Here is a 25,670-nt window from a genome sequence, read left to right on the forward strand (position 1 = left end):
TTGCGTTGGGCGGGTGAGCGTTGATCCCGCAACGCCGCCGCCGCGACCTGCTCAGCATTGGCGGTGGTGATCGGACCGACAGGTGAGTCGGGGTCGTCGGGGTTGTTCATGCCGGGTTTGGCCCACGAGTCCAGCACGGTGTCCAGCCGGGCTCGGGCGATCGGATCGAGATCGGCGGTCAACCGCGACATGAGTTGTGCGTTTTGCCGGTTCACCCACAAGCGGCGTCGACGTTTGCGGTCTTTCGGGTTGGTCAGCGTCCCATCCGGATCCAGATGCGCCAACAATCGTGAACCCAAATTAGTGATTTCGGCGGGCGTGAACTGGACCGCATACCCGGCCATCTGTGCTTCGGCGGCCGCTTTGGTCTCGGCCGACACCTCACCGGGGATCGCTTCGAGCACTTCCAGTACCGCGCGGACGTGTGCTCCGGCGACGCGTCCTTCCACGACGTAGCCGGCCAACGTCGGGCACGCGGGTGGCAGGCGGTCGCCGCAGATTGTGGTGAATGAGCCGGTCGCCGCGATCACCTGATATCGGGCTGCCGGATCGCCAATATGCAGACGTTGTCCCATGAAATTCCGAATATCGCGGAAACCCAACGAGTGGGGCAGATCCCGGTCAGAGGCCTCCACGACCAAGCGATCCGTGACCGCGCCCGCCGTCCGCAACGCCAGGCGTTCGGCCTCGACGGTGGCTTCCACCAGCACGTCATCGGACACCAACGACACATCCACCGTCGCCAACTCATCCAACACCGCAGCAAGCCGTGACAGTTTCTCCGCCACCACCGCATCCGCAGACCCCACCGCCGCAGAGGCCAATACAGACGACCCCAAAGCCGAAGGCACGCCACCGCTTCCGCCGTCGCTGCTGTTGCGTTTGCTGTTCACGTGCCGCCACCCCCGCCCCACGTCGTATCGAATATGTGTTCTATACTACCCGACAATACGGACAACGTCGAGGAATTCTCGAACAATTTTTCGACCTCGTGGACACGCGTTTCGCCGAGTCCCGACCACCCATTTTCGGTCCAGCATTGCGGCGTTGAACACTCGAGGTGTCAAGGATGCTCGTGATCGCCGAAAACGCGACGGCGGCAAGGTTCTCCGTGGCGATGGTTGCCAAAACATGGCAGTCGCCGCTCGCTGCCCCTTCCGCAAAGACACCCTGATAATTGGTAATTAGTCAGTTACCATTTATGAGTGTCCGTCTTCGTCGCAATCGCCGACCCGGTGCGTCGCGGGATCCTGCGGATCCTGGTCGACGGCCCGCAACGAGTCGTCGACATCCAACGGTTGCTCGCCGCCCGTCACCCGATCTCGCGGCCCGCGGTGAGTCGACACTTGCGGGTGCTCGCCGAGGCCGGCCTGGTCGAGGCCGCCACGACGGGCCGGGAACGTCACTACCGACTCGACCCGACACCACTGCTCGAGGTGCGGAAGTTGTTGTCCGACCTCGGATCCGGGGACGCCGCGGACGCTTCCCGCGTGCCGATCGCGGAGTCGGCACTCGACGCCCTGAACACCGAGGTGTACCGAACCCGACGCGAAAGACGCAGGGCCGCAAGCCCAGACAGGTCCAGCCGACACGCTGCCGAACCCGACGTCACATCCCACCAGATACAGGAGCCAGGATGACGAATGCACCCATACCCAGCGGCCGGCACCGCGTCCGCCGAGACGGCGACGTGGTCGAGTTCACCCGTACCTACCGCGCCGCCGTCGACGACGTGTGGGCCGCCGTGACCGAGTCCGATCGGCTCGCCCGCTGGATAGGTTTCTTCGACGGCGACCCCGACGAGGGTCACGTCGCCTTCACGATGAACGCCGAGGGGGAGGAGAACATGACCCCGGTGCGCTACGACATTCGACGCTGCGAGCCGCCACATGTCCTTCAGGTGCACACGACCGACGATGCCGGTACGTGGGATCTGATCCTTGAGCTGGACGAGAACAGTGGCATCACGACGCTGAGGCTCAGTCAGATCGTCCACGATCCGGAGGTGATCGAAAGCACCGGCCCGGGGTGGGAGTACTACCTCGATCGTCTCTCGGCGGTAGTGACCGGAACGGACCCGGCCGACCTCGACTTCGATGACTACTACCCGGCGCAACGGGAGTACTACCTCACGGTGCGGGACCGGGTGAACGCGAGCGCGAACCGGTCACCGGACTCCGGCTACTGACGTCGGCGGTGTCGACGCCCGCCGGTTGAGTAATGACCGGCGGTGCGGCGGGAAGCGGGCGCGAGTCTCTCGCCGATGCCGACCCGAGCGTTGGCGCGAACAATGGTGTCGGAGAACACGATCGAATCGAGAACTTCGGCACCCCGCTCGATGATGACACCCGGGCCCAAGACGCTGCGCCGCACCGTGCCCGCCACCCGCGCACCACTCATGAGCCGACTGGCCCACACGGGGCTGGCGCCCTCTAAGTGCGGCCCTGGCGACGGGGCTGTGGGAACGCCTGCGCGGAGTCCGGCGGCCGTTGTGCCTACGCCACAGGAGTGCACGACGGCGCTGACAGGGAGGCTGCCGACGTGGCGCACTGGTCCGGCCGTGAAGATGCTGTCGCCGTCCGGCCGGGGGATGACTTGAGGATCAGAACTCGCTATCGGCCCGACACGATCCACAGGTTTCCGATCGGGCCGCCCAGCCGCCCAACGAAAAAATCCCGGAGAGCAATGCTCTCCGGGATTCTCGCGGTGTCCGAGGGGGGACTTGAACCCCCACGCCCGTTAATAGGGCACTAGCACCTCAAGCTAGCGCGTCTGCCATTCCGCCACTCGGACTCGATGCTTCGGTGTCTCGCGGATTTCTCCGTTCCGCACCGGGCCGGATAACACTAACCGAGGTTGCCCCCGTATCCCAAATCCCGTAGGAGTGAGGGGTGACTTCGGAGCCTGAGACCACCGCCGGGACCATCAAAGCCGTCGACGAAGTGGTCGATATCGTCAGCAAACTGATCCGCTTCGACACCTCCAATACGGGAGAGCCCGAGACGACGAAGGGCGAGGAGGACTGCGCCAAGTGGGTGGCGGGGATGCTCGAAGAGGTGGGGTACACCACTCAGTACGTCGAGTCTGGCCGCCCGGGACGCGGCAACGTGTTCGCGCGGCTCGCCGGTCCGCCTGATTCCGACCGTGGTGCGCTCCTGGTGCACGCGCATCTCGACGTCGTGCCCGCAGAGCCCGCCGACTGGAGTGTCCACCCGTTTTCGGGGTCGGTGTCCGACGGCTACATCTGGGGCCGCGGCGCCGTCGACATGAAGGACATGGCGGGGATGGCACTGGCACTTGCCCGACAGTTCAAGCGTGACGGCACCGTGCCGCCACGCGAACTGGTCTTCGCCTTTCTCGCCGACGAAGAGGCCGGCGGGACGTGGGGTTCTCACTGGCTGGTGGAGCATCGGCCGGATCTGTTCGAAGGCATGACTGAGGCAGTTGGTGAGGTCGGCGGCTACTCACTGACCGTCGACCGCCCGGACGGCACGCAGCGTCGTCTCTATCTGGTGGAGACGGCCGAGAAGGGGCTCTCGTGGATGCGGCTCACCGCCGAAGCCACTGCGGGCCACGGGTCGTTCCTGCACTCCGACAACGCTGTCACGGAGATCGCCTCCGCAGTCGCGCGTATCGGAAATCACGAATTCCCCCTCGTGATCAGCGATTCGGTGGCCGAGTTCCTGCAGGCGGTGTCCGAGGAGACCGGTTGGGATCTCGGTCCCGACACACCTGATCTCGAGACCGCCCTGTTCAAGTTGGGCAGCCTCGCCCGGATCCTCGGTGCCACACTCCGTGACACCGCCAACCCGACCATGCTCAAGGCCGGCTACAAGGCCAACGTGATCCCGCAGAAGGCCGAGGCCGTCGTCGACTGCCGTGTTCTTCCCGGACGCCAGAAGGCGTTTGAGGCTGAGATCGACGAGTTGATCGGCCCCAACGTCCGACGCGAATGGATCACCCACCTCGACTCCTACGAGACGACATTCGACGGCAACCTCGTCGACGCGATGAACGACGCGATCCTCGCCTACGACGAGGACGGCCGAACCGTCCCGTACATGATGTCGGGCGGCACCGACGCCAAGGCGTTCGCCAAGCTCGGAATCAGGTGCTTCGGCTTCGCGCCGCTGCGCCTGCCGCCCGAACTCGACTTCGCCGCGCTCTTCCACGGCGTCGACGAACGAGTCCCGGTGGACTCGGTCCTGTTCGGCACGCAAGTGTTCGAGCACTTCCTGCATCACAGCTGAGCGGTCCCCCGACCTACGGTTCAGCTGCGACGCGTCAACGCGATCAGTCTCCTAGCACTCGCCGCAAGTAGTCGTTGCTGAAGACGCGCGAGGGGTCGTACTTGTCCCGAACCGCGAGGAAGTCGTCGAATTGCGGGTACACGTCGCGGAAGTACTCCGCGTCGCGAGTGTGTAGCTTGCCCCAGTGTGGCCTGCCGTGGTGGGCAACCATGATCTCCTCGACGTCGGCGAAGAACGCCGAGATGTCCGCGGGATCGTCACGGTGGTAGCGGTGGACCGCGATGTAACCGGTGGTACGTCCCGAGGCTGTCGAGAGCATCAGATTGTCCGCGGCGGCCGCGCGCACCTCCACCGGGAAACTGATGCGGTATCCCTTGCGCGCGATGAGCTTCTCGATGTCGTTGAGTACCTCCGCGACGGCGGGCAGTTCGACCGCGTACTCCATTTCACGGAAGCGAACGTCGCGGATCGACGCAAAGACCTCAGCCGACGGCGCGACGTACGTGCGCTCCGAAAGTGCATGACTGGCAACCCGATTCAGCGTCGGAACAACTGCGGGCGCCCGTCGTCCGAGTTCGCAGACCACGCCGTAGATCTTGTTGCTGATCAGGTCGTCGTCGATATACCTGCGGACCGCGCCCGGTCCGCTTGGCGTGGCATCCGCGGGAAGCCTTGTATTGGTTTTGGCCAACGCGCGACGAGTGTGCGGGAACCAGTAGAACTCGTGGTGGTCGAAGGATTCGACGCGGTCGAGAAAGCCTCCGACCGCATCGTCGAGGTCGAGAGGCTCGTCGTGGGCGCGGAGACTGAACGCGTCGACACATTCGATGGTCAGCTCGACGATGACGCCAAGTGCACCCAATCCCAAGGCGACAGCGCGCAATTCGTCGTCGTCGGACGTGAGAGTGACGACCTCACCGGTACCGGTGACGATCTTCGCGTCGACGATCTGCGTCGAGATCCCACCGAAGTTCAGACCGGTTCCGTGTGTACCCGTCGACGTGGCCCCGGTGATCGTCTGGCGGTCGATGTCACCGAGATTGCGCATTCCGAGCCCGTAAGGGGCGAGCAGAGCAGGGATCTCGTGCAGGCGGGTGCCCGCACGCAACGTCACCCGTTTCCCGTCGACGCCGACCACCCCGCGGAGCGCGGACATGTCGAGCTGAATGCCCTCTGGCACGCCGATGGCGGTGAAGCTGTGCCCGGAGCCGATCGGCTTGATGCGTGTCCCGTCGGCCGCTGCTGTCGCGACGAGCTCCGCGACGGCGGCGACGCTGTCGGGTGTCGCGACTGCCGTTGTGGCCGACTGGTTTCCACTCCAATTGCGCCACTGCGTGCGCGTCTGCGTTGTCACAGGTAGCACTTTTCTTCCCCTCGGTAGGTCGGAACGAGATCGTCGACTCGTGCCTGTCCGGTCTGGTCACGTCCGATCAGAGCGACTGTCCTGGCGCGCTCGCACACCTCGCCGGACTTGGTGTGGCGGAACCACACTCGATCACCCGGCACCAGGTTCGACGCCGCGTCGCCGGTCAGCGGCGTCTGCACCTCGCCCGCGGCCTCGGTGCCGATGTAGGACAAACCTGCGGGCCACACCGGACGCGGGAGTCTGTCGGGCGCGGGTGGGCCGGACGCGATCCATCCGCCACCCGCGCACGTGATGATCTTTGGCGCGGGTCTGCGCGTCACGTCGAGACCGAACATCAACGCTGGAGCGGGCTGAAAGCGTCGGTACCCATCGAACAGATGGCCGCCGAAAAGTCCACTGCCCGCAGCGATGTCGGTGACGGAACCGTCGCGCGCGGTCTCTTCGAGCGAGCCGGTTCCGCCCGCGTTGACGATCTCGATGTCGGCGAGTTCGCGCAGCGAGGAGATGATCGCGCCTCTTCGGCGTCGTAATTCGAGCATGGACACGCGCTGCATGGCACGAGTTGCCCGGTTCATCAGTGGTTTGCCGTCGACGTCGTCGGCGACTCCCGCGACCTGAGCCTCGTACGACATCACGCCGACGAGCGCGAACCCGGGACGTGCGACGATCGCGCGGGCCAGCGTCAGGGCCGCGTCTGCATCGTGCACAGGGGAGCGTCGGACACCGAGATGGACGCGACCCCCGAACAGCCGCAACGAGGCGTCGAGGTCGATGGCCACCCGAACCACCGAACGGTGCTCTGGTGAGACGACGGAGTCGACGACGTCGAGCTCGGCGACGTCGTCGACGAGCAGCGTGACGCGCGTGAGTGCGACCTCGTCGGCGAGTAGATCGGCGAGAGCGGCCCGTCGAACCGACGGATACCCGAGGAGCACATCTTCGATGTTCGACTCGGTGGCCAACCACTGCGCTTCAGCGACGTCGAAGGCGAGGACTCCCGCAAATCCATCGCGCGCGACGACGTCGTCGATGATCGATCGCACACGAAGCGACTTGCTGGCCAACCGAATCGGCACACCGCCCGCCCGGGCGGTCAGGTCGGCGATGTTGTGTTCGAGCGCGGTGAGATCGAGTGCGAGCGTCGGCGCGTCGAGTCCCGCATCGCGCACCGCCGCGTCAATTCCCGCGTAGTACGCGTCGGGGTCGGTCGACCACGGCTGTGACGATGCGACTGTGCCCGATCGGGTTGTCGCGGCCTCGAGACGGCCCATATGTGCTGCTCCCGGACGTGTCGTGGGAAGGGCGGAGTACCCGGCTCCCAAAGTTGACCAAGTGGTCAACTGAAAGTTACTACACAACTTTCGATGGCGGGACGTGAAAGTGCATCTCGGGCTCCGCGCGCTGCGGATTAGACTCGCGAACGAGTCCACGCACGCTCGGCCACACCGGCCGTACTCGCGAGAGAAAGGTGTTCGATGACCTCGTACGACCCCTACGCAGACCTGCCGAACCTGCCGACGTTCACGCTGACGTCGGAGAGCGTGGCCGACGGCGCACCGCTGGCAACTCCGCAGGTCAGCGGGATCATGGGAGCGGGCGGCGCCGACGCCTCGCCGCAGCTCTCGTGGTCTGGATTTCCCTCGGAGACAAAGAGTTTCGCTGTCACGGTCTACGACCCCGACGCCCCGACCGCCGCAGGCTTCTGGCACTGGGCGGTCGCCGACATCCCTGCATCGGTGACGAGTCTCGCCGAGGATGCAGGCGACGAGAACGGCAGTGATCTTCCGGCCGGGGCGGTCACGCTGGCCAACGATGCCTCGCTCAAGCGGTTCGTCGGCGCTGCGCCACCGCCCGGACACGGACCGCACCGGTACATGATCGTCGTGCACGCCGTCGACGTCGAGTCGCTCGAACTACCCGAGAACGCGACGCCCGCCTACCTCGGATTCAACCTGTTCTCGCATGCGATCGGACGCGCGCGGATCATCGGTACCTACGAGCAGCCCGCCGAGAACGTCTGAGTCGACGATCAGCCGCGTGTCGCGCTGCCGACCGCCTCGGAGATGTTGTTCCATCCGGCGGCGCGCACGCGGGCTGCGAGTCCCTCGTGGATCTCGCGCAAGCTCATCGGCCCTCCATAGATGAAGCCGGTGTAGGTCTGCAACAGATCGGCGCCCGCGCAGATGCGCTCCCAGGCCTGCTCAGGTGTCTCGATACCGCCGACGCTGATCAAGGCGAGCTTGCCGCCGACGCGAGAGTACAAGCGGCGCAAAACTTCCAGCGAGCGGTCGGCGAGCGGTGCTCCCGAGAGTCCGCCCGGTCCCATTGCCTCGACCTCGTCTGCCGGAGTGGTGAGTCCGTCGCGCGAGATCGTCGTATTGGTGGCGACGATGCCCGCCAGACCGAGTTCGACGGCCAGATCGGCCACCGCGTCGACGTCGGCGTCGGCGAGGTCGGGAGCGATTTTCACGAGGACCGGTACCGACACCTCGTCGAGTACCGCGGTAAGAATCGGCCGCAGTGAGTCAACGGCCTGGAGATCGCGGAGACCGGGAGTGTTCGGTGAGCTCACGTTGACCACCACGAAATCGGCATGCGGACCCAGCAGGCGCGCCGAGACCCGATAGTCGTCCACGGCGCCGTCGAGCGGCACGACCTTGGTCTTGCCGATGTTCGCGCCGATCGGAACAGGGATCCCGCGCCCGCGGGCCGCCGTCAGATTGTCAGCGGCCGCCGGTGCGCCGGGATTGTTGAATCCCATGCGGTTGATGAGCGCGCGGTCGGCGGGCAAACGGAACAGCCGCGGTGGCGGGTTGCCCGGCTGGGCCTGGCCGGTGACTGTGCCGACCTCGGCGTACCCGAAGCCGAGAAGCCCCCAGGCGTCGGCCGCTGCCGCTGACTTGTCGAAACCTGCTGCCAGACCCAGGGGTGCCGGGAAGGTGACACCGAAGACCTCTTGGCGGAGCACCGGGTCGGGAACGGTGAACAGTCGCGCGAGGAGGGTCCGCGCGATGCCCAGCCTGCTGGTGGTGCGGATCGACGCCATGATGATCGAGTGAATGCGCTCGGGCGCGAGGAGGAACATCGCCTTCAGCGCGACCGGGTACAGGACCCGGTTGACGCGGGTCAGCATGCCTCGGCGCTTCCGCCGAACTGCTCGCCACCCCTGCCCCGTGGCGGTTTTTTGCGTCGTAGCAACACTTTTCGGGTGCCATCGGTATACAGCCGGACCCGCGACAGTTCCCAGCCGCCGAACTCGGCTTCGAGGGACAGACGCATCGACGCGGTCACCCTGGTGATGTCCGGCGGGAGCTTGATCAACATCGTCTCGTAGTCCTCGGACGTCACTTCCCATCCGCGGGGATAGCGCGCACCGATTCGTGCGCTGGTGCGGTGATGCTGGGGGAGCCGGTGCTGACCAGGTGTTGACATCAGCGTCCCGCCTCGCTCGGCGCGGCAGTCGAACTGCTCACGGGCGCCCCTTGGCCGTACGGCGGAGTGACGACCTGCACGCCGCCGTCGCGGGCGGACAAGACGTAGACGGTGCCGGACGCGTCGTCGACGGTGAGTGCGTCGGGCTGGGCAACCGCGGCGAAGCGATGCTTCTCGACGGGTTCACCACCGGCAAGGTCATACGCCACCACCTCGTTGTTCGCCGTCGTCGACACCCATAGGAGATTGCGGGTGTCGTCGTAGTCTACGGCGTAGGGCCCGTTCGGCACGGGATAGCGGAACCGCATCACCAGCGGTGATCCGAAGAATCCGATGATCTCGTCGTCGCGTGTGTTGCTTACGAGGATTCGCCCGTAGTGGTCGACCGTCGCCTCGGTGGCGCCGTTGCCTGCGCGTAGCGCCGCACCGAACTCGCCGGTGGAGATGTTGACCGGTGTGACAGACGACTGCGCTTTGTCGAGCACGACGACCTGCTCGTCGGGCAGGTCGGCACCGGCGGGGGAGACCGTGATCTGATCCACGCCGACGAACCCGCCGATATCGCGGATCTGCTTCAGCGCGGCGTCGAAGACGACGAGGTGACCGTTGGCCGTGCCGACGAGGATCTGTCCTGACGCCGTGCGAGCCAGCGCGGTGGGCTCCGAGACTGAGGTTCGTGCCGACGTCACGGCACCGTCGGCGCCGATGCGCACCAGGATTTCCGGGCCGGCGCCCACGAATGCGGCGTCACCGACCCCGATCAGTCGTGTGAGGCGGGGTACCGCGGTGGTGGTCGGCGCAGTGGTGATCGCCTCGGTCGACAATCGCAGCACCGACGTTCCGTCGCGGCCGAGAACGCCGAGCGCGTTGCCCGAATGAGCGAGCACCGTGCTGCCCGGCGGGGTGGGTACCACCGTTCCCGCGGGTGTGGCGGCGGGTCCGGAAGGCGCGGCACTCGCGGTCGCGGGCGCCACGGTCTCCTTCTTGTCTCCGCTGTCGTTCGACGATCCACACCCGGCCAGCACCATCGTCGCGGCCACGATCGCTGCGACACCGCAGACCCACGCCGAACGTCGGCGGGCAGTGGCAGGGGTGTCGACAAGCCTGGGTGAGCGCATGTGACCATCTTGCGCGACGCACATCGAACGCCCGTCGACAGGTCGGCGTCGCCGTTCGCCGGATCACATCCGGTGCACCGCTCGTGCGCCGCATGCGACCGGTAGCATCGTCGCCCGTGACCGAGACCATGACCTGGGCCCAGGCGATCGTGCTGGGAATCATCCAGGGCCTCACCGAGTTTCTGCCCATCTCATCGTCGGCCCACCTGCGTATCGCTTCGGAACTGATGTTCGGCGGCGACGCCGGTGCGTCGTTCACCGCTGTGATCCAACTCGGCACCGAGGCCGCGGTGCTCGTGTTCTTCGCCCGCGACATCGGGCGGATCATCACCGCCTGGTTCCGCGGACTGTTCAACGAACACGAACGCAACCTCGACTACCGGATCGGCTGGTACGTGATCTTCGCGACCATCCCGATCGGCATCATCGGCTTCCTGCTGAAGGACGAGATCCGCACCGCAGCACGCAACCTCTGGATCACCGCGATCGTCCTGATCGTGTTCTCGGGAGTGTTCTGGCTCGCCGAACGTGTCGCAACGCAGTCCCGGTCGATCGAGCAGCTCACCCTGCGCGACGGCCTGGTCATGGGTCTCGCGCAATGCCTCGCCCTTGTCCCTGGCGTGTCACGGTCGGGTGCGACGGCCAGCGCCGGTCTGTTCCTCGGACTCGAGCGCGAGGCCGCGTTCCGCTTCTCGTTCCTGCTTGCGATTCCCGCGGTGCTCGCATCCGGACTGTTCAGTCTTCCCGACGCCTTCCACCCCTCCGGCGACGGTATGGAGGCCACCGGCGCACAACTCGCGGTGGCCACGCTGATCTCGTTCGTCGTCGGCTACATCTCCATCGCCTGGCTGTTGCGCTTCGTCAGCGGTCACTCGCTGAACTGGTTCGGCGTCTACCGCGTCGCCCTCGGCCTCGTCGTGATCGGGATGCTCTCCGCAGGGGTCATCAGCGCGACCTGAACCGCGCCGCGACGGCTGTCTGTGCCGCGGCCGGCGCAAGTGCCTATGGTTGAGGGATGACCGTGATCCTGGTTCGCCATGGCCGGTCGGTTGCCAATACCTCGGGCGTACTCGCCGGCCGCACGCCGGGTGTCGCCCTCGACGACAAGGGACGCTCGCAGGCAGCGGAACTGGTGAATCGACTCGGCCCGTGCGTCGAGCAGATCACGGCGGTGGCTCGCTCACCGCTGCAACGCTGTGGTGAGACCGTTGCCCCGTTGCTCGCAGCCATTGCCGAGCAGACCGGTCGTCAGGTTCCCGAGGTGGTCGTCGACGATCTCGCCGAGGTCGACTACGGCACTTGGACCAACCGACCGATCAAAGACCTTCTCGCCGAGCCCCTGTGGAAGGTGGTGCAGCAACACCCGTCCGCTGCCGTCTTCCCCGAGGGGGAGGGACTCTCTCAGGTACAGGCCCGTGCCGTTGCCGCGATCCGAAGGCTCGATCGCGAACTCGGTGGTGAGGACGGCTCCGGCGTCTGGATCGCGTGCTCGCACGGGGACGTGATCAAATCGGTGATCTCCGACGCGATGGGCGCCCACCTCGATACGTTCCAGCGGATAGTCATCGAACCGGCGTCGATCAGCATCGTGCGCTACGGCGCGACGCGCCCGTACGTGCAGACCGTCAACAACACCGCCGTGATCTCGATACCGTCGCCCCCGCCGAAGAAGAGTCACGACGCCCCCTCCCACATCGCCACAGCCGAGGACGACGCGACCATCGGTGGCGAGACCGGTACCGACAACACCCCGCGACCGGCAACTTCTGCACAGGCTCCCGCCGGGCGCGGATAATGAACACACGAGAAAAGGAGGTGTGATGTCTCGAGCGATCCATGTCTTCCGCAGCCCGGACCGGTTTGTCGCCGGTACCGTCGGACAACCGGGCGACCGGACGTTCTACCTCCAGGCTGTCCACGAGGCGCGCATCATCAGTGTGATGCTCGAAAAGCAGCAGGTTCAGATCCTCGCTGATCGGATCGGCGCTCTGCTCGACGAGATCCATCGCAGGTTCGGCACCCCGATTCCACCGCCGTCCGACCGCGTCGGAGATCTCAGCCCCCTGGTGATGCCGGTCGACGCCGAGTTCCGGGTCGGCACCATGGGCCTCGGCTGGGATGCCGAGTCGGAAGCCGTCGTCGTCGAGTTGCTCGCCATCACCGAGGGTGAGTTCGACGAGAGCGTCGTACTCGACGACACCGACGAGGGTCCCGACGCCGTCCGCGTGTTCCTCACCACGCAGGCCGCCCGCGAGTTCGCCGCGCGATCATCGCGGGTCATCTCCGCCGGTCGGCCGCCATGCCCGCTGTGTGCCGAGCCCCTCGATCCTGCCGGCCACCTCTGTGTCCGCACGAACGGCTTCAAACGCGACGCAGAGCTGAGCAAATCGATCGAATTCGTCGACCCTGAGGTGTTCCGCGACCTGTCACTCGGCGACGACTCGGGTCTCTACGACACCGACGACGAGGGCGACGACTCAGGGGATGGACCCGACGCCGAGGGCCCGGGGCGGGATTGACACCGATGCAGCCGGGGGAGGCCGCCGACGAGCCCGAGCCCGGCACGGGCTCCATCACCTCCGATGATTCGCTCCGTGAGGGAGAACTGGTCATCGTCGGCCGAATCCCGACGGCGAGCAACGCGACCCTCGTCTGCGAGGCAACACCGTCAACAGGCGGCAGCGTTCGGTGCGTATACAAACCGATTCGTGGAGAAGTGCCGCTGTGGGACTTCCCCGACGGCACGCTTGCCGGGCGCGAGGTCGGGTCGTACCTGATCTCCGAGGCACTCGGCTGGCACACGATCCCGACGACGGTGATGCGCGACGGTCCGCTCGGCCCCGGAATGGTCCAGCGCTGGATCGACACCCCCGATCCCGACTCCGGCGACCTCCCGGCGGCCCGCATCGACCTCGTGGACCTGTGCCCACCTGGCACGGTCCCCGACAACTATCGGCCGATCCTGCGGGCGCTCGATCCACTCGGAGAGCAGGTCGTTCTCGTCCACGCCGACGATCCGCGCCTACTGCGGATGGCGGTGCTCGACGTCATCCTCAACAACGCAGACCGTAAGGGCGGACACGTACTCGAAGGTCTCGACGGCAACGTCTACGGCGTCGACCACGGCATCTGCCTACACGCCGAAGACAAGCTGCGCACAGTGCTGTGGGGCTGGGCGGGCGATCAGATCCCCGGCCACCTGATCGCCGATATCGCGACGCTCGCCGAGGCCCTGGAGTCCGACGACTCGCAGCTCCGCGCGGCACTGGTCCCACACATCACCGACGACGAGATCGACGCACTCACCCTGCGCGCCATCATCCTCGCCGAATCCGGCAGGCTTCCCATGCCGCCGCCTCACCGCCCCATTCCCTGGCCGCCCTTCTGAGGCGTCCCTGCTCGTTCTGACAGCCCTGTTCAGTTCCGCTCTGCAGCGGCCAATACAGTGGGGGATATGCAATCGTGGCCTGAACCGGCTGTGCCCACTGTCGGTGGATCCGGACCCGCGCTCCGCCTGTACGACACGTCGAGCCGCTCCGTGCGCCCCGTCTCGCCCGGCGCGACCGCGACCATGTACGTCTGTGGCATCACGCCCTACGACGCAACGCATCTCGGCCACGCGGCAACGTATCTCACCTTCGACATCGTCAACCGGGTGCTGCGCGACCAGGGGCACGAGGTGCACTACGTGCAGAACATCACCGACGTCGACGATCCGCTGTTCGAGCGTGCCGCACGCGACGGTGTCGACTGGCGTGCGCTCGGCTCCGAGCAGATCCAGCTCTTCCGCGACGACATGACGGCGCTGCGCGTCCTGCCGCCGCGCGACTACATCGGTGCGATGGAGTCGGTCGACGAGGTCATCGAGATGGTGGGCAAACTCCTCGCGTCTGGCGCGGCGTACGTCGTCGACGATCCCGAATATCCCGACGTCTACTACCGCGCGGACGCCACCGAGCAGTTCGGCTACGAATCCGGGTATGACCGGGCGACGATGGAACGCTTCTTCGCCGAGCGGGGCGGCGACCCCGACCGTCAGGGCAAGCGTGACCGCCTCGATCCCATCCTGTGGCGCGCCCGCCGCCCCGACGAACCGTCGTGGGAGTCGCCGTTCGGACCGGGACGTCCCGGTTGGCACGTCGAATGTTCGGCGATCGCGCTGAACCGGCTCGGCGTCGAATTCGACATCCAGGGCGGCGGAAACGACCTGATCTTTCCCCATCACGAGTTCTCCGCAGCGCATGGCGAGGCGTACACGGGTGCCCGTCGCTTTGCCCGCCACTACGTCCACACCGGCATGGTCGGACTCGACGGCGAGAAGATGTCGAAGAGCCGCGGAAACCTGGTCTTCGTGTCGGTGCTGCGCCGCGCGGGTGAGGATCCCGCGGCCATCAGGCTGGCGCTGCTCGCCGAGCACTACCGTGCCGACCGCATGTGGAGTGACGCCGTTCTCGACGAAGGTCGCGCACGTCTCGAGCGCTGGCGGGCCGCCACGTCGGCGACGACCGGCCCCGACGCCGCACCCGTCATCGCCCGCGTGCGGGAGCATCTCGCCGACGACCTCGACACACTCAAGGCCCTCGCGGCAATCGATGGGTGGTGCCGGGACGTCGAGCAGGGAATCGGACAGTCGACGACGGCTCCCGGCGATCTCGCTTCGGCCGTCGAAGCACTGCTCGGCGTCGAATTGAGCCACGCGACACGATGATCCGACTCGATTCGTACGCAGGCGGCGCAGCTTAGTAGAGTTCTCCGGGTGGCCCGCGTTCAGGAGATCCGACCCAACACCGAATCCGGCGTGTACACCGTGATCACACGGACCTCGACGTATCTGCTTGACTTCAACGACATGACTCTGCTGCGGGCTCCGGGGGTGGGTGGCACCGACAGCGAGGAATGGGCGGTCAGCAGACTGCGACGCGACTCCGAAGACATCCCGCTTCTCGGTGTGAAGTCATGCCGCGTGGGCGAATCAGCGCAGTTCTGGGTTCGCGCCGCCGACGACCCGGACGTACGGACCTGGCGCATCACGACGCCGGTCGTCTCCATCGAACGCATCGACTGAACCCCGACATCAGTAGCTGACACGGCGAGCGGTCGGTGCGGCTCAGCTTCCGAACGGACCGGGTCGACGCCGCTTGAGATAGCGCTCGAATTCCGCCGCCAACGCGTCGCCGTCGATCTTCGCCATCGCCTCGTCGGTGTCGAGTTCGGCGTCGCCACGCTCTTCGAGGCCTCGGACGTAGTCGGCGATCTCCTCGTCGTCCTCGGTCATCTCGGTGACCGCCTGCTCCCATTCCTCGGCCTGCTCGGGCAGCGTGCCGAGCGGTACCTCGATGTCGAGGACCTCCTCGACCCTGTTGAGCAGCGCGACCGTCGCCTTGGGGTTGGGCGGCGTCGACACGTAATGCGGGACCGCGGCCCAGAACGACACCGCGGGCAGCCCTGCCTGCACGAACAGATCCTGCAGCACGCCGGTGATGCCGGTCGGGCCCTCGTAGCGATTCTCTGCGAGGTTGTAGCGCTCGGCCGCTTCACTGCTGTAGGCGCTCCCGGTCACGGGCACCGGACGGGTGTGAGGGGTGTCGGCGAGTAGCGCGCCGAGCATCACTGTCGTCTCGACGCCCAACTCATGCGCGAGGTCGACGATCTCGGCGCAGAACGCACGCCAGCGCATGTTGGGTTCGATTCCGCGCACCAGTACGATGTCACGGTCGGCTCCCTCGGGGCTGCAGTAGGAGATCGACGTCGTCGGCCAGTCGATTCGGCGGGTGACTCCGTCGATTTGCTTCACCGTGGGCCGATTGACCTGGAAGTCGTAATAGTCGTCGGCGTCGATGTCGACGAGGGGCTGCGCGTCCCAGGTCAGCGCGAGATGCTCGACGGCGCTACTGGCCGCGTCTCCGGCGTCGTTCCAGCCCTCGAAGGCAGCCAGCAGGATCGGCCGGCGCAACCGGGGAAGATTCGACAACTGCTCTGCGTTCACTGAACCAGCCTACGACCTGATCACAAAAGAGAGCGAACTACGCTGAGAACCATGTCCAACCCCTCCCGTACCGCAACCGACCTCGACACGACGTTCCTGACGGACATGTCGCGTCGAGTATTGATCGGCGATGGGGCGATGGGCACCATGTTGCAGGCTGCGGATCTGACGCTCGACGATTTCAACAACCTCGAGGGTTGCAACGAGATCCTCAATGACACCCGCCCCGACGTACTCGCCGACATCCACCGCGCCTACTTCGAGGCCGGCGCCGATGCCGTGGAGACGAACACATTCGGCTGCAACCTCTCGAACCTCGGCGACTACGACATCGCCGACCGCATCCGCGAACTGTCCTTCAAGGGCACCTCCATCGCCCGTGGTGTCGCCGACGAGATGGGGCCGTCGAGTGATGGCACCGGACGTTACGTCCTCGGGTCCATCGGCCCCGGCACCAAGCTGCCCAGCCTCGGCCACACCACGTTCGAGGCCATCCGCGACGCCTACTTCGAATGCGTCGCAGGCATGCTCGACGGAGGCGCCGACGCGATCCTCGTGGAGACCTCGCAGGATCTGCTGCAGGTGAAGGCTGCCGTTCTTGCTGCCAAGCGGGCGATGGCCCAGCTCGGGCGTCGGATCCCGATCATCTCCCACGTCACGGTCGAGACCACGGGCACCATGTTGCTCGGTTCCGAGATCGGGGCGGCGCTGACCGCCATCGAGCCGCTCGGCGTCGACATGATCGGACTCAACTGCGCCACCGGGCCCGCCGAGATGAGTGAGCATCTGCGCTACCTGTCGCGGCACGCCACCATCCCGGTCTCGGTCATGCCCAACGCCGGTCTTCCCGAGCTCGGGCCCAACGGCGCCGTATACCCGTTGCAGCCCGACGAGCTCGCGTCCTCACTGGCGACGTTCGTCGGTGAATTCGGCCTGTCCTTCGTCGGTGGCTGTTGCGGCACGACGCCCGACCACATCCGTGAGGTCGCGGCGGCGGTCGCCGACGTGACCAAGGCGCAGCGGAATCCGCAGCACGAGTCGGAGACGTCGTCGCTGTACACCGCGGTCCCCTTCGACCAGGACGCCAGCTTCTTGGTGATCGGCGAGCGCACCAACTCCAACGGCTCCAAGGCATTCCGCGAGGCGATGCTCGCCGAGGACTACCAGAAGTGCCTCGACATCGCCAAGGACCAGACCCGCGACGGTGCGCACATGCTCGACCTCAACGTCGACTATGTCGGCCGCGACGGAGCTGCGGACATGACTGCGCTCGCTGGCCGTTTCGCGACGTCGTCGACGCTGCCGATCATGCTCGACTCCACCGAGCCCGAGGTGATCCGCGCAGGACTCGAGGCGCTCGGCGGTCGGTGTGCGGTCAACTCCGTCAACTATGAGGACGGCGACGGACCCGATTCGCGATTCGCACGCATCATGCGGCTCGCCGTCGAACACGGTGCCGCTGTGGTGGCGCTGACGATCGACGAGGAAGGCCAGGCGCGTACCGCTGACTGGAAAGTCCGTGTGGCAGAGCGGCTCATCGCCGATATCACCGGGAACTGGGGCCTCGCCGAAGAGGACATCATCCTCGACACCCTGACGTTCCCGATCTCGACGGGTCAGGAGGAGGTCCGCAAGGACGGCATCGAGACCATCGAGGCCATCCGGCGGCTACACGAGGCTCATCCCGAGGTGCACTTCACCCTGGGTATTTCCAACATCTCGTTCGGCCTGAATCCCGCTGCGCGCCAGGTGCTCAACTCGGTGTTCCTCCACGAATGCGTGCAGGCGGGTCTCGACACCGCGATCGTCCACGCGTCGAAGATCCTGCCGATGGCTCGCATCCCCGACGAGCAGCGCGACGTGGCGCTCGACCTGATCTACGACCGTCGACGTGACGGATACGATCCGCTGCAAAAGCTCATGGAGCTGTTCGAGGGCGTCTCGGCGGCGTCGGCCCGCGAAACCCGTGCGGCAGAACTGAATCGGCTTCCGCTGTTCGAGCGACTCGAGCGTCGCATCGTCGACGGCGAGCGCAACGGGCTCGAGGCCGACCTCGACGAGGCCATGACGCAGAAGCCGCCGCTGGAGATCATCAACGAGACACTCCTGTCCGGCATGAAGACCGTCGGCGAGCTCTTCGGCTCCGGCCAGATGCAGCTGCCATTCGTGTTGCAGTCGGCCGAGGTCATGAAAACCGCTGTGGCACATCTCGAACCGCATATGGAGGCGACCGGCGAGGACGGCAAGGGACGCATCGTCCTTGCCACTGTGAAGGGCGACGTCCACGACATCGGCAAGAACCTCGTCGACATCATCCTGAGCAACAACGGCTACGAGGTCGTGAACATCGGTATCAAGCAACCGATCTCGACGATCCTCGAGGTGGCCGAGGACAAGCGCGCCGACGTGATCGGCATGTCGGGGCTGCTGGTGAAGTCGACGGTCGTCATGAAGGAGAACCTCGAGGAGATCAACGCCCGAGGGTTGGCGGACAACTATCCCGTCCTGCTCGGCGGAGCGGCGCTCACGCGGTCGTACGTCGAGAACGACCTCTCGGAAGCCTACGAGGGCGACGTGCATTACGCGCGCGACGCCTTCGAGGGTCTGCGACTGATGGACGACATCATGGCGCTCAAACGTGGCGGGGGATCGGTGCCGGAGAGCGCCGACTCTATCGCTGCCGCCCAGAAGGCTGCCGAGCGCAAGGCACGCCACGAACGATCGAAGCGCATCGCCGCCAAGCGCAAGGCCGCGGAGACTCCGATCGAGGTGCCTGCACGCTCGGATGTGGCCGCCGACAACGACGTTCCGACACCGCCGTTCTGGGGGACTCGGATCATCAAGGGCGTACCCGTTGCCGAGTACCGCCAACTACTCGACGAGCGCGCCCTCTTCCTGGGTCAGTGGGGGCTGCGGGGAGCGCGCGGCGGCGACGGGCCGTCGTACGAAGAGTTGGTCGAAACCGAGGGTCGTCCGCGGCTTCGCTACTGGATCGACCGGTTGTCGACCGAGGGCATCCTGCAGCACGCGTCCGTTGTGTACGGGTACTTCCCTGCGGTCAGCGAGGGCGACACCGTGCATGTGTTGACCGAGCCTCGCCCGGATGCCCCTGTGCGGTACAGCTTCTCGTTCCCACGCCAGCAGCGGCCGAAGTTCCTGTGCATCGCCGACTTCATCCGCTCGCGCGACGACGCCGTAGCCACCGGACAGGTCGACGTGCTGCCGTTCCAACTCGTCACGATGGGTCAGCCCATCGCCGACTTCGCCAACAAGCTCTTCGCCGACGACGCGTACCGCGACTACCTCGAGGTCCACGGCATCGGAGTGCAGTTGACGGAGGCGTTGGCCGAGTACTGGCACCAGCGGGTGCGCAGCGAACTGACGGTGGGGGACAAGTCATTCGGCTCTGAGGATCCCGACGCTGCCCAGGGCTTCTTCGACCTCGAGTACCGCGGTGCGCGTTTCTCCTTCGGCTATGGCGCGTGCCCGAACCTCGAGGACCGCGTCACGATGATGAAGCTCCTCGAACCAGAGCGCATCGGCGTCGAGCTCTCGGAGGAGTTGCAGCTTCATCCCGAGCAGTCGACGGACGCCTTCGTTCTGCACCACCCGGAGGCCAAGTACTTCAACGTCTGAGCATGCGCGTCACGTGGCGCGCAGTACCTCGGTCAACTGCGGGACGATCTGCTTCTTCCTGGAGACGATCCCGGGCGCCTTGGCGTGGCCGTCGCGGACGGTCACGCCGAGCGCCTTTTCGACGGCCTCGACGGGTGACCCGACGACGAGGAGGTCGGAGTCGACCTTCAGCACGTCGGTGAGCAGTAGCACGAACAGGTCGTACCCCTGTTGTCGCGCTTCGGCGTTCATCGCGGCGAGGAACTCGTCGCGGCGTGCGAGCAGACTGTCGACGTCGACGGTGTTGATCTGTGCAACGCGGACCGTCGTCGATCCCATGGTGTAGCTCTTGGCGTCACGGTCGATGAGTTCGGCCGCAGATGCGTCGCCGACGTCGGAGCCCGCGCGGAGCAGGTCGGTGCCGTAGTGGTCGAGGTCGATGCCGGCGCGCTCGGCAAGTGCCTGTGCAGCTGTTCGGTCCAGGTCGGTGGCGGTCGGCGAGTGCAACAGCAGCGTGTCGGAGATGATTGCCGACACCATCATCCCCGCGAGGTCTGCCGGTGGGGTGAGGTCGTTCTCGCCGAACATCCGGTGAAGGATGGTGCAGGTGCAGCCGACGGGCTCAGCGCGAAACCACAGTGGTGCAGCGGTCTCGAAGTTGGCGATCCGATGATGATCGACCACCTTGTGAACGGTCACGTCGGCGATATCGGCGACGCTCTGCTGACGTTCGTTGTGGTCGACGAGAATCACCCCGTCGGCCTCCGGTCGCGCGTGCTCGATGACACGAGGCGCGTCGACATCGAAATGATCAAGCGCATAACGGGTTTCGACGCAGGGTTCGCCCAGGGCGACGGCTTCGACGTCGAGTGAGGGGTCGAGCGTGCGCTCGAGGTGAGCCATCGCGAGCGCCGACGCGATGGCATCGGTGTCCGGGTTGCGGTGACCGAAGACGAAGACCTTCGACATGGATCCTCCGAGACTGCTCGACTATGTCCGTGCTCCCTCGACACTACGACGATTGTGCGCGGGGCGATCTGGCCATGGACGAGTCGGCCCGGGGTGGATCAAACGCGGTGGATCAAACGCGGTGAATCAAGCGGGGTGAAGCCCGCCGGGTGGATGAACCTGGGAAGAACCGGACAGCTTATGTCCATCCACTTCCCAGGCTCGCCGATCACAGTGGACACCGTGTCGTCGACTCTCACTCCCGCAGACCTGCCCGAAAACTCGAGCATCCTCGTCTCCGGAACCGCGCAGCCCGCCCCGATCCCGCACCACCCGGCCCGGCACGACGCTGTGCCCCGGTGGCTGCGCTGGTGCATCCTCGGCGTCGTGCTGGCGGTAGGGCTTGGCGTGCGGTGGTACTTCCTCGATCGTCAGACGATGGACTACCAGAACTTCTTGAGCCGCTGGTACGACACCCTCGACCAGCAGGGATTCAGCGCGTTCCGTGAGCAGTTCGCCGACTACAACTACCCCTACCTCTATCTGATCTGGCTCCTCACCGTGCTGCACGTGCCGTCACTGATCGGCATCAAGGCGCTGTCGATCATCTTCGACGTGGCGCTGGCGAGCTTGGCGTACCGGATCGTCGCAATTCGCACAGATCGATTCTGGTTGCGCGCGTTGGCCTTTGGCGTCGTGTTCCTCCTGCCGTCGGTGATCATGAACAGCGCCTGGTGGGGTCAGGCCGACGCCATCTACACCGCGTGTGTTGTCGCCGGGATCTACTTCCTGCTGCGCGCTCAAGGCAGCGATACTTGTGAAGGCGATTCTGGGCGACAGGCGCACGTCTGGAATCGGTCTGCGTGGAATGTGCGTATGTGGGATGTGCGTGCGTGGAATCCGTACGTGTCGAACTCCGTGATCGCGTGTGTGTTCTTCGGCCTGGCGATCAGCTTCAAACTGCAGGCGATCTTCGTGTTGCCGGTGGTGTTGTGGTTGTTCGTTCGCCGTCGCATCCCCTGGTATGCCCTGCTGGCGATACCCGCCGTCTACGTGCTGCTCGACATTCCCGCGGTGTTGGCAGGCGCGTCGTGGTCGACGGCACTCTCGGTGTATCTGAACCAGACCGACTCGTACAAGCAGCTCACGCTCGGCGCGGCGACCCTGTATCAGCTCATTCCGATCTCGGGGGACGCCACCTGGTTGGCACATCTCGGTATCGGGCTGGCCGCGCTGGTGATCGTGGTGTTCCTGGCCTGGTCGCTGTGGAAGAAGCCGGCCGTCACACCTGCCTCGATACTCGTCGTGGCAACGGCAAGTGCTGCCACCGTACCGTTCCTCTTGCCCGCGATGCACGACCGATACTTCTACGCCGTCGAGATCCTCAGCGTGATCGCCGCGTTCTACCTCCCGCTGTGGTTCATCGCGGTGCCGGTCCTGATCCAGGCGTCGGCGATCGGCGTCTACCACTCGTCACTGTCCGGCGATCAGGGCCACGGCATGACAAGGCAGTTCCACGGCAACAGCGGTGGCGCCGGACAGCCCTCCGGACAACCCGGGGGACAGTCGTCCGAACAACCGGCGGGGCAGCCACCTACCGGCCAACAAGCTGGTCCCGGCGGACCGGGTGGACAGGGTGGCCGCGGCGGACAACACGGGCCGGGTCGACCGGATGGACATGGCGGAAGCGGTGGCTACACATCGGGCCGGGGCGATATCACGCTGACCGTCTACGCCTCCCTGATGGCCGCGGCGGCGCTGGGACTGGTGATCAGCGTCGTCGACACCGTCAGGCGCCCGGCCCCGCGGCCCGCGCAGGACGACGCCGCCACGTGAGCCGAATCACCGGATTCGCTGCGCGTTGTCCGTATCGGCGATGATGCTCGGGTGACGACCTCGACAGAATTAGCCCGTCCGGCCGCGGTCCTCTGGGATATGGACGGCACGCTGCTCGACTCCGAGAAACTGTGGGACATCGCAGTCGCCGAACTCTCCGAACGTCACGGCTACGTGATGACGCCGGAGCTTCGTGAGTCGACACTCGGCAACTCCATGAGCGACGCCCTGACCAAGGTCTTCGACGCTTCCGGCGTGCCGGTCGACGAGCGTGACTACGCCGCCGACGAGCGGTGGCTGCTCGATCGGGTTGCTCAGCTGTTCTCCGTCGATCTGCCGTGGCGACCAGGCGCATTCGAGGCGCTGACGACAATCTTCGACGCGGGTATCCCCATGGCGCTGGTGACCAATACGGTGCGCGAGCTGACCGATCAGGCACTCGGCACGATCGGCCCGCACTTCTTCGCGGTCACCGTGTGCGGCGATGAAGTGGAATACGGGAAACCGGCGCCCGATCCCTATTTGCGGGCGGCGACCCTGCTCGGCGTCGAAGCCAGTCAGTGTGTCGCCGTTGAGGATTCGCCTACCGGAACGCAGTCGGCGGTCTCCGCCGGCTGCACGACGATCGTCGTGCCGTCGGCCGCCGACGTCCCGGCGGGTCCGCGACGCCGCTTTCGGCGCAGCCTCGACGGACTGACGATCATCGACCTCGCACGGCACGACTAGTCGTTCGGCGATCCCGTGAGTCGATCCGATGTGCGCGCATGGGACAATCGACACCCGTGAAGACCTTCGATGAGTTGTTCGCGGAGCTGACCGACAAGGCGGCGACGCGTCCTGCAGGTAGTGGCACCGCCGCCGCACTCGACTCCGGCGTGCACACACTGGGTAAGAAGATCATCGAAGAGGCCGGCGAGGTGTGGTTGGCCGCCGAATACGAATCCGACGAGTCGCTCGGCGAGGAGATCTCCCAGCTTCTCTACTGGCTGCAGGTGATGATGATCAAACGGGGCCTCTCACTCGAGGACGTCTACCGCCATCTGTAGGCCGCGACCGATTCGGTCCCGGCCCGCCCGACCTACAGACCACAGACGATTCATCGACATCCCCTGGAGTGACCATGCTGCGCGTTGCAGTCCCCAACAAAGGTGCCCTCTCCGAGTCGGCAGCCGCTGTGCTGGCCGAGGCGGGCTACCGCAAACGATCCGACTCGAAGGATCTCACCGTCCTCGACATCAACAACGACGTCGAGTTCTTCTTCCTGCGACCCAAAGACGTCGCCATCTACGTCGGCGCGGGCACGCTCGATCTCGGCATCACCGGGCGTGATCTCGCTCGTGACTCGGGTGCTCAGGTCGACGAGGAGCTCGCGATGGGCTTCGGGTCCTCGACCTTCCGCTATGCAGCTCCCGCAGGTCAGAAGTGGAGCGTCGACGATCTGGGCGGTAAGCGCATCGCGACGTCGTATCCGAACCTGGTGCGCGACGACCTCGCGTCGCGGGGGATGACTGCCGAGATCATCCGCCTCGACGGCGCGGTCGAGATCTCGATCCAGCTCGGGGTCGCCGACGCGATCGCCGACGTCGTCGGCTCCGGACGGACCCTGCGCCAGCACGGCCTGGCGGCGTTCGGCGAATCGCTCTGCGACTCCGAAGGGGTCCTGATCAGCCGTGCTGGCGTCGACCCCGACAAGCGCGCAACGCAGTTCATCAAACGAGTGCAGGGCGTCGTGTTCGGACAGCAGTACGTGATGATCGACTACGACTGCCCTCGATCGCTGTTGGAGCAGGCGACCGCCATCACTCCCGGCCTCGAGTCGCCGACGGTCGCTCCGATGGCCGACCCCGAGTGGGCGGCCGTGCGCGCAATGGTGCCGCGTCGCGATCACCAGAACCTGATGGACGAGCTCTCGGAGCTGGGTGCGCGCGCGATCCTCGCGTCGGACATCCGTTCCTGCCGCTTCTGACGTTGGTCGAACCGGCTCGCGGGACGGTCAGCGCGGACCGAGCAGAACGGTTTGGGCGGAGCGGCCCAAGAACCCGTCGACGTCGTAGAGATCGGCGAACGTGGCGCCGTAGCCGTGCCTGCCTGCGGCCATGTCGGCGTCGATGCCCAACCAGGGTGTCGTCGGCTGGCCGACGAGGTGAACCGTGGTGTCCGTGTTCATCCACGTCCACTCGTCCGGTCGCAGCGTCGTGCCGAGCCCGTTCGCCACGTCGAGAACGGTGAAGACGGACTCCAGATTCGACATGGTCTCGCCTTCTACCAGGTCAATCGACGGCTTGATCCATACCGCGGGTGTCTGGCCGTGCAATCCCGGCGTCGCTGCGGTGTCGGTCGTGCCGATGAACCCGACGGTGCCCCAGTCGACGCCCAGGTCACCGTCACCGGTGACACCGCGAACCACGGGCAGCGTCTCCGGGGACGGCAGCGGTTCGCGCGGTGCGCGTGTGATCGTGGTCGAATCCGTTGTGCGCATGCGCCACCCGACACTTTGCGCTGCCAGTCGGTACCTACCGTCGGGTTGCCTGACCTCCAGATCGGCTTCGATGAGCGCGATCTGCTGTCCGGGACGAACCACCCTGGCCCGCACCCGGTTGAGCCCCAGACCGATAGGCCCGAGGATCTCGGTGGTCACCCGCGTGAACTCCTGTGTGGGATCCGGCGCACAGCGCAGAAGACTGCGCATCAACAGCCCCGCAGGGGGTCCTCCGTGCTGGATGTCTGAGGCCCACACACTCAGGGTGGCGGCCGTCGGCGAGAAGTACTCGAAATCGTCAGCATCGTCGTCGGAGTTCGGAATGTCGTCGACGCGCTCGTAGTAGCAACTCTCCACGACCCGACCCTAAATGACGTGAACCCCACGTACCCGACCAGGTCAGTGTCATCCGATCAGACGCTTTCATTACTGCGTTCAGACTAATTCTCGACGTGTGCACGGCGTCGATCTGGTCAAACGACCAGACTCAGGTCTGTTCGCGACAGTTATGTCGACTATTGAGATCGCAATATTCGGTCACGGACGTCCCCTGCTGCCAACTGCACGGCGGCACCGACTCACGAGGTTGCCTGTGTACCGACTCCGGAAATCGTTCGGCGGTGCTGCCGTCGGTTGCGCG

Annotated in this window: 25 protein-coding genes and 1 tRNA gene; 15 read left to right on the top strand and 11 right to left on the bottom strand. The window is 65.8% G+C overall.

Features of this window, described 5'->3' with window-relative positions:
* On the bottom strand, positions 1-893 hold an 893-nt coding region (locus tag A5766_RS04635), incomplete at its 3' end, for a DUF222 domain-containing protein (RefSeq protein ID WP_156527366.1).
* Between the two features lie 312 nt (positions 894-1,205).
* Between A5766_RS04635 and A5766_RS04640 the strand changes: the two genes are divergently transcribed.
* Both A5766_RS04640 and A5766_RS04645 read left to right on the top strand, forming a co-directional pair.
* Positions 1,206-1,640 carry an ArsR/SmtB family transcription factor gene (locus A5766_RS04640; RefSeq protein ID WP_005202886.1) on the top strand — a complete coding sequence of 145 codons (435 nt, stop codon included), beginning with the start codon at positions 1,206-1,208 and terminating at the stop codon, positions 1,638-1,640.
* Positions 1,637-2,188, top strand: coding sequence for an SRPBCC family protein (locus A5766_RS04645; RefSeq protein ID WP_005202895.1), 552 nt, complete (start codon positions 1,637-1,639; stop codon positions 2,186-2,188). Before A5766_RS04640 ends, A5766_RS04645 begins: the two co-directional genes overlap by 4 nt.
* Here A5766_RS04645 and A5766_RS25480 read toward each other — a convergent pair.
* Positions 2,182-2,400, bottom strand: coding sequence for a hypothetical protein (locus tag A5766_RS25480; RefSeq protein ID WP_064903620.1), 219 nt, complete (start codon positions 2,398-2,400; stop codon positions 2,182-2,184). The two genes, A5766_RS04645 and A5766_RS25480, sit on opposite strands and share 7 nt — an antisense overlap.
* A gap of 307 nt (positions 2,401-2,707) precedes the next feature.
* Positions 2,708-2,793: transfer RNA gene (locus A5766_RS04655), tRNA-Leu, on the bottom strand.
* 98 nt (positions 2,794-2,891) lie between these two features.
* Between A5766_RS04655 and A5766_RS04660 the strand changes: the two genes are divergently transcribed.
* Positions 2,892-4,250 (top strand): M20/M25/M40 family metallo-hydrolase, encoded by a 1,359-nt coding sequence (locus A5766_RS04660; RefSeq protein ID WP_064903622.1) that lies wholly within the window; start codon positions 2,892-2,894, stop codon positions 4,248-4,250.
* 43 nt (positions 4,251-4,293) lie between these two features.
* On the opposite strand, the gene A5766_RS04665 is transcribed toward A5766_RS04660, so the two are convergent.
* Both A5766_RS04665 and A5766_RS04670 read right to left on the bottom strand, forming a co-directional pair.
* Positions 4,294-5,604 carry a D-arabinono-1,4-lactone oxidase gene (locus A5766_RS04665; protein WP_005202898.1) on the bottom strand — a complete coding sequence of 437 codons (1,311 nt, stop codon included), beginning with the start codon at positions 5,602-5,604 and terminating at the stop codon, positions 4,294-4,296.
* Positions 5,601-6,887 (bottom strand): alanine racemase, encoded by a 1,287-nt coding sequence (locus A5766_RS04670; RefSeq protein ID WP_064903625.1) that lies wholly within the window; start codon positions 6,885-6,887, stop codon positions 5,601-5,603. Before A5766_RS04670 ends, A5766_RS04665 begins: the two co-directional genes overlap by 4 nt.
* 204 nt (positions 6,888-7,091) lie before the next feature.
* Between A5766_RS04670 and A5766_RS04675 the strand changes: the two genes are divergently transcribed.
* The gene (locus A5766_RS04675) at positions 7,092-7,637 is read left to right on the top strand and encodes a YbhB/YbcL family Raf kinase inhibitor-like protein (RefSeq protein ID WP_005202903.1); all 546 of its coding nucleotides are present in this window, start codon (positions 7,092-7,094) and stop codon (positions 7,635-7,637) included.
* A gap of 8 nt (positions 7,638-7,645) precedes the next feature.
* Here the strand turns inward: A5766_RS04675 and A5766_RS04680 are convergent, their stop codons facing one another.
* From A5766_RS04680 to A5766_RS04690, 3 genes are read right to left on the bottom strand one after another with little or no spacing between them, the layout of a single operon-like run.
* Complete coding sequence (locus tag A5766_RS04680; protein WP_005202904.1) at positions 7,646-8,749, bottom strand: quinone-dependent dihydroorotate dehydrogenase; 1,104 nt, start codon at positions 8,747-8,749, stop codon at positions 7,646-7,648.
* Positions 8,743-9,048 (bottom strand): DUF5703 family protein, encoded by a 306-nt coding sequence (locus A5766_RS04685; protein WP_005202907.1) that lies wholly within the window; start codon positions 9,046-9,048, stop codon positions 8,743-8,745. Before A5766_RS04685 ends, A5766_RS04680 begins: the two co-directional genes overlap by 7 nt.
* A complete protein-coding gene (locus A5766_RS04690) occupies positions 9,048-10,166 on the bottom strand; it encodes a YncE family protein (protein ID WP_005202908.1) in 1,119 nt (372 codons plus the stop codon). Before A5766_RS04690 ends, A5766_RS04685 begins: the two co-directional genes overlap by 1 nt.
* Positions 10,167-10,282: 116 nt before the next feature.
* On the opposite strand from A5766_RS04690, the gene A5766_RS04695 reads away from it, so the two are divergent.
* The 6 genes from A5766_RS04695 (at position 10,283) to A5766_RS04720 (ending at position 15,231) form a co-directional block, all read left to right on the top strand.
* A complete protein-coding gene (locus tag A5766_RS04695; protein WP_005202909.1) occupies positions 10,283-11,125 on the top strand; it encodes an undecaprenyl-diphosphate phosphatase in 843 nt (280 codons plus the stop codon).
* 56 nt (positions 11,126-11,181) lie between these two features.
* A complete protein-coding gene (locus tag A5766_RS04700) occupies positions 11,182-11,961 on the top strand; it encodes an MSMEG_4193 family putative phosphomutase (protein ID WP_005202910.1) in 780 nt (259 codons plus the stop codon).
* A 25-nt stretch (positions 11,962-11,986) separates the two neighbouring features.
* The gene (locus tag A5766_RS04705) at positions 11,987-12,685 is read left to right on the top strand and encodes a DUF3090 domain-containing protein (protein WP_005202912.1); all 699 of its coding nucleotides are present in this window, start codon (positions 11,987-11,989) and stop codon (positions 12,683-12,685) included.
* A gap of 5 nt (positions 12,686-12,690) precedes the next feature.
* Positions 12,691-13,554 carry an SCO1664 family protein gene (locus tag A5766_RS04710; protein WP_005202914.1) on the top strand — a complete coding sequence of 288 codons (864 nt, stop codon included), beginning with the start codon at positions 12,691-12,693 and terminating at the stop codon, positions 13,552-13,554.
* 66 nt (positions 13,555-13,620) lie between these two features.
* Positions 13,621-14,874: a cysteine--1-D-myo-inosityl 2-amino-2-deoxy-alpha-D-glucopyranoside ligase gene (gene mshC / locus A5766_RS04715; RefSeq protein WP_064903627.1), complete on the top strand. Its 1,254-nt coding sequence runs from the start codon at positions 13,621-13,623 to the stop codon at positions 14,872-14,874.
* Between the two features lie 48 nt (positions 14,875-14,922).
* Positions 14,923-15,231 carry a hypothetical protein gene (locus A5766_RS04720; protein ID WP_005202917.1) on the top strand — a complete coding sequence of 103 codons (309 nt, stop codon included), beginning with the start codon at positions 14,923-14,925 and terminating at the stop codon, positions 15,229-15,231.
* 42 nt (positions 15,232-15,273) lie between these two features.
* Here the strand turns inward: A5766_RS04720 and A5766_RS04725 are convergent, their stop codons facing one another.
* Positions 15,274-16,152 (bottom strand): PAC2 family protein, encoded by an 879-nt coding sequence (locus A5766_RS04725; RefSeq protein WP_005202918.1) that lies wholly within the window; start codon positions 16,150-16,152, stop codon positions 15,274-15,276.
* A 51-nt stretch (positions 16,153-16,203) separates the two neighbouring features.
* On the opposite strand from A5766_RS04725, the gene metH reads away from it, so the two are divergent.
* Positions 16,204-19,788, top strand: coding sequence for a methionine synthase (metH, locus tag A5766_RS04730; protein WP_005202919.1), 3,585 nt, complete (start codon positions 16,204-16,206; stop codon positions 19,786-19,788).
* A gap of 9 nt (positions 19,789-19,797) precedes the next feature.
* On the opposite strand, the gene A5766_RS04735 is transcribed toward metH, so the two are convergent.
* Positions 19,798-20,736, bottom strand: coding sequence for a manganese-dependent inorganic pyrophosphatase (locus A5766_RS04735; protein ID WP_005202920.1), 939 nt, complete (start codon positions 20,734-20,736; stop codon positions 19,798-19,800).
* A gap of 180 nt (positions 20,737-20,916) precedes the next feature.
* Here A5766_RS04735 and A5766_RS04740 point away from each other — a divergent pair, with 180 nt between their 5' ends.
* From A5766_RS04740 to hisG, 4 genes are all read left to right on the top strand, one after another.
* Complete coding sequence (locus tag A5766_RS04740) at positions 20,917-22,551, top strand: hypothetical protein (RefSeq protein ID WP_005202921.1); 1,635 nt, start codon at positions 20,917-20,919, stop codon at positions 22,549-22,551.
* Positions 22,552-22,602: 51 nt separating this feature from the next.
* The gene (locus A5766_RS04745; protein WP_005202922.1) at positions 22,603-23,277 is read left to right on the top strand and encodes an HAD family hydrolase; all 675 of its coding nucleotides are present in this window, start codon (positions 22,603-22,605) and stop codon (positions 23,275-23,277) included.
* Between the two features lie 38 nt (positions 23,278-23,315).
* Positions 23,316-23,597 carry a phosphoribosyl-ATP diphosphatase gene (locus A5766_RS04750; RefSeq protein WP_005202923.1) on the top strand — a complete coding sequence of 94 codons (282 nt, stop codon included), beginning with the start codon at positions 23,316-23,318 and terminating at the stop codon, positions 23,595-23,597.
* Between the two features lie 74 nt (positions 23,598-23,671).
* The gene (hisG, locus tag A5766_RS04755; RefSeq protein ID WP_005202925.1) at positions 23,672-24,517 is read left to right on the top strand and encodes an ATP phosphoribosyltransferase; all 846 of its coding nucleotides are present in this window, start codon (positions 23,672-23,674) and stop codon (positions 24,515-24,517) included.
* A gap of 27 nt (positions 24,518-24,544) precedes the next feature.
* On the opposite strand, the gene A5766_RS04760 is transcribed toward hisG, so the two are convergent.
* Positions 24,545-25,387: a thioesterase family protein gene (locus A5766_RS04760; RefSeq protein ID WP_005202926.1), complete on the bottom strand. Its 843-nt coding sequence runs from the start codon at positions 25,385-25,387 to the stop codon at positions 24,545-24,547.
* Positions 25,388-25,670 lie beyond the last annotated feature (283 nt).

Origin of the sequence: Gordonia sp. 852002-51296_SCH5728562-b, assembly GCF_001665475.1 — a bacterium.
Lineage (GTDB): Bacteria > Actinomycetota > Actinomycetes > Mycobacteriales > Mycobacteriaceae > Gordonia > Gordonia sputi.

Coding starts and splice junctions, on each gene's coding strand:
- A5766_RS04675 (WP_005202903.1), top strand. CDS start 7,092: ATGACCTCGTACGACCCCTACGCAGACCTGCCGAACCTGCCGACGTTC.
- metH (WP_005202919.1), top strand. CDS start 16,204: ATGTCCAACCCCTCCCGTACCGCAACCGACCTCGACACGACGTTCCTG.
- A5766_RS04685 (WP_005202907.1), bottom strand. CDS start 9,048: ATGTCAACACCTGGTCAGCACCGGCTCCCCCAGCATCACCGCACCAGC.
- hisG (WP_005202925.1), top strand. CDS start 23,672: ATGCTGCGCGTTGCAGTCCCCAACAAAGGTGCCCTCTCCGAGTCGGCA.
- A5766_RS04700 (WP_005202910.1), top strand. CDS start 11,182: ATGACCGTGATCCTGGTTCGCCATGGCCGGTCGGTTGCCAATACCTCG.
- A5766_RS04670 (WP_064903625.1), bottom strand. CDS start 6,887: ATGGGCCGTCTCGAGGCCGCGACAACCCGATCGGGCACAGTCGCATCG.
- A5766_RS04710 (WP_005202914.1), top strand. CDS start 12,691: ATGCAGCCGGGGGAGGCCGCCGACGAGCCCGAGCCCGGCACGGGCTCC.
- A5766_RS04735 (WP_005202920.1), bottom strand. CDS start 20,736: ATGTCGAAGGTCTTCGTCTTCGGTCACCGCAACCCGGACACCGATGCC.
- A5766_RS04705 (WP_005202912.1), top strand. CDS start 11,987: ATGTCTCGAGCGATCCATGTCTTCCGCAGCCCGGACCGGTTTGTCGCC.
- A5766_RS04740 (WP_005202921.1), top strand. CDS start 20,917: ATGTCCATCCACTTCCCAGGCTCGCCGATCACAGTGGACACCGTGTCG.
- A5766_RS25480 (WP_064903620.1), bottom strand. CDS start 2,400: ATGAGTGGTGCGCGGGTGGCGGGCACGGTGCGGCGCAGCGTCTTGGGC.
- mshC (WP_064903627.1), top strand. CDS start 13,621: ATGCAATCGTGGCCTGAACCGGCTGTGCCCACTGTCGGTGGATCCGGA.
- A5766_RS04680 (WP_005202904.1), bottom strand. CDS start 8,749: ATGCTGACCCGCGTCAACCGGGTCCTGTACCCGGTCGCGCTGAAGGCG.
- A5766_RS04750 (WP_005202923.1), top strand. CDS start 23,316: ATGGGACAATCGACACCCGTGAAGACCTTCGATGAGTTGTTCGCGGAG.
- A5766_RS04690 (WP_005202908.1), bottom strand. CDS start 10,166: ATGCGCTCACCCAGGCTTGTCGACACCCCTGCCACTGCCCGCCGACGT.
- A5766_RS04645 (WP_005202895.1), top strand. CDS start 1,637: ATGACGAATGCACCCATACCCAGCGGCCGGCACCGCGTCCGCCGAGAC.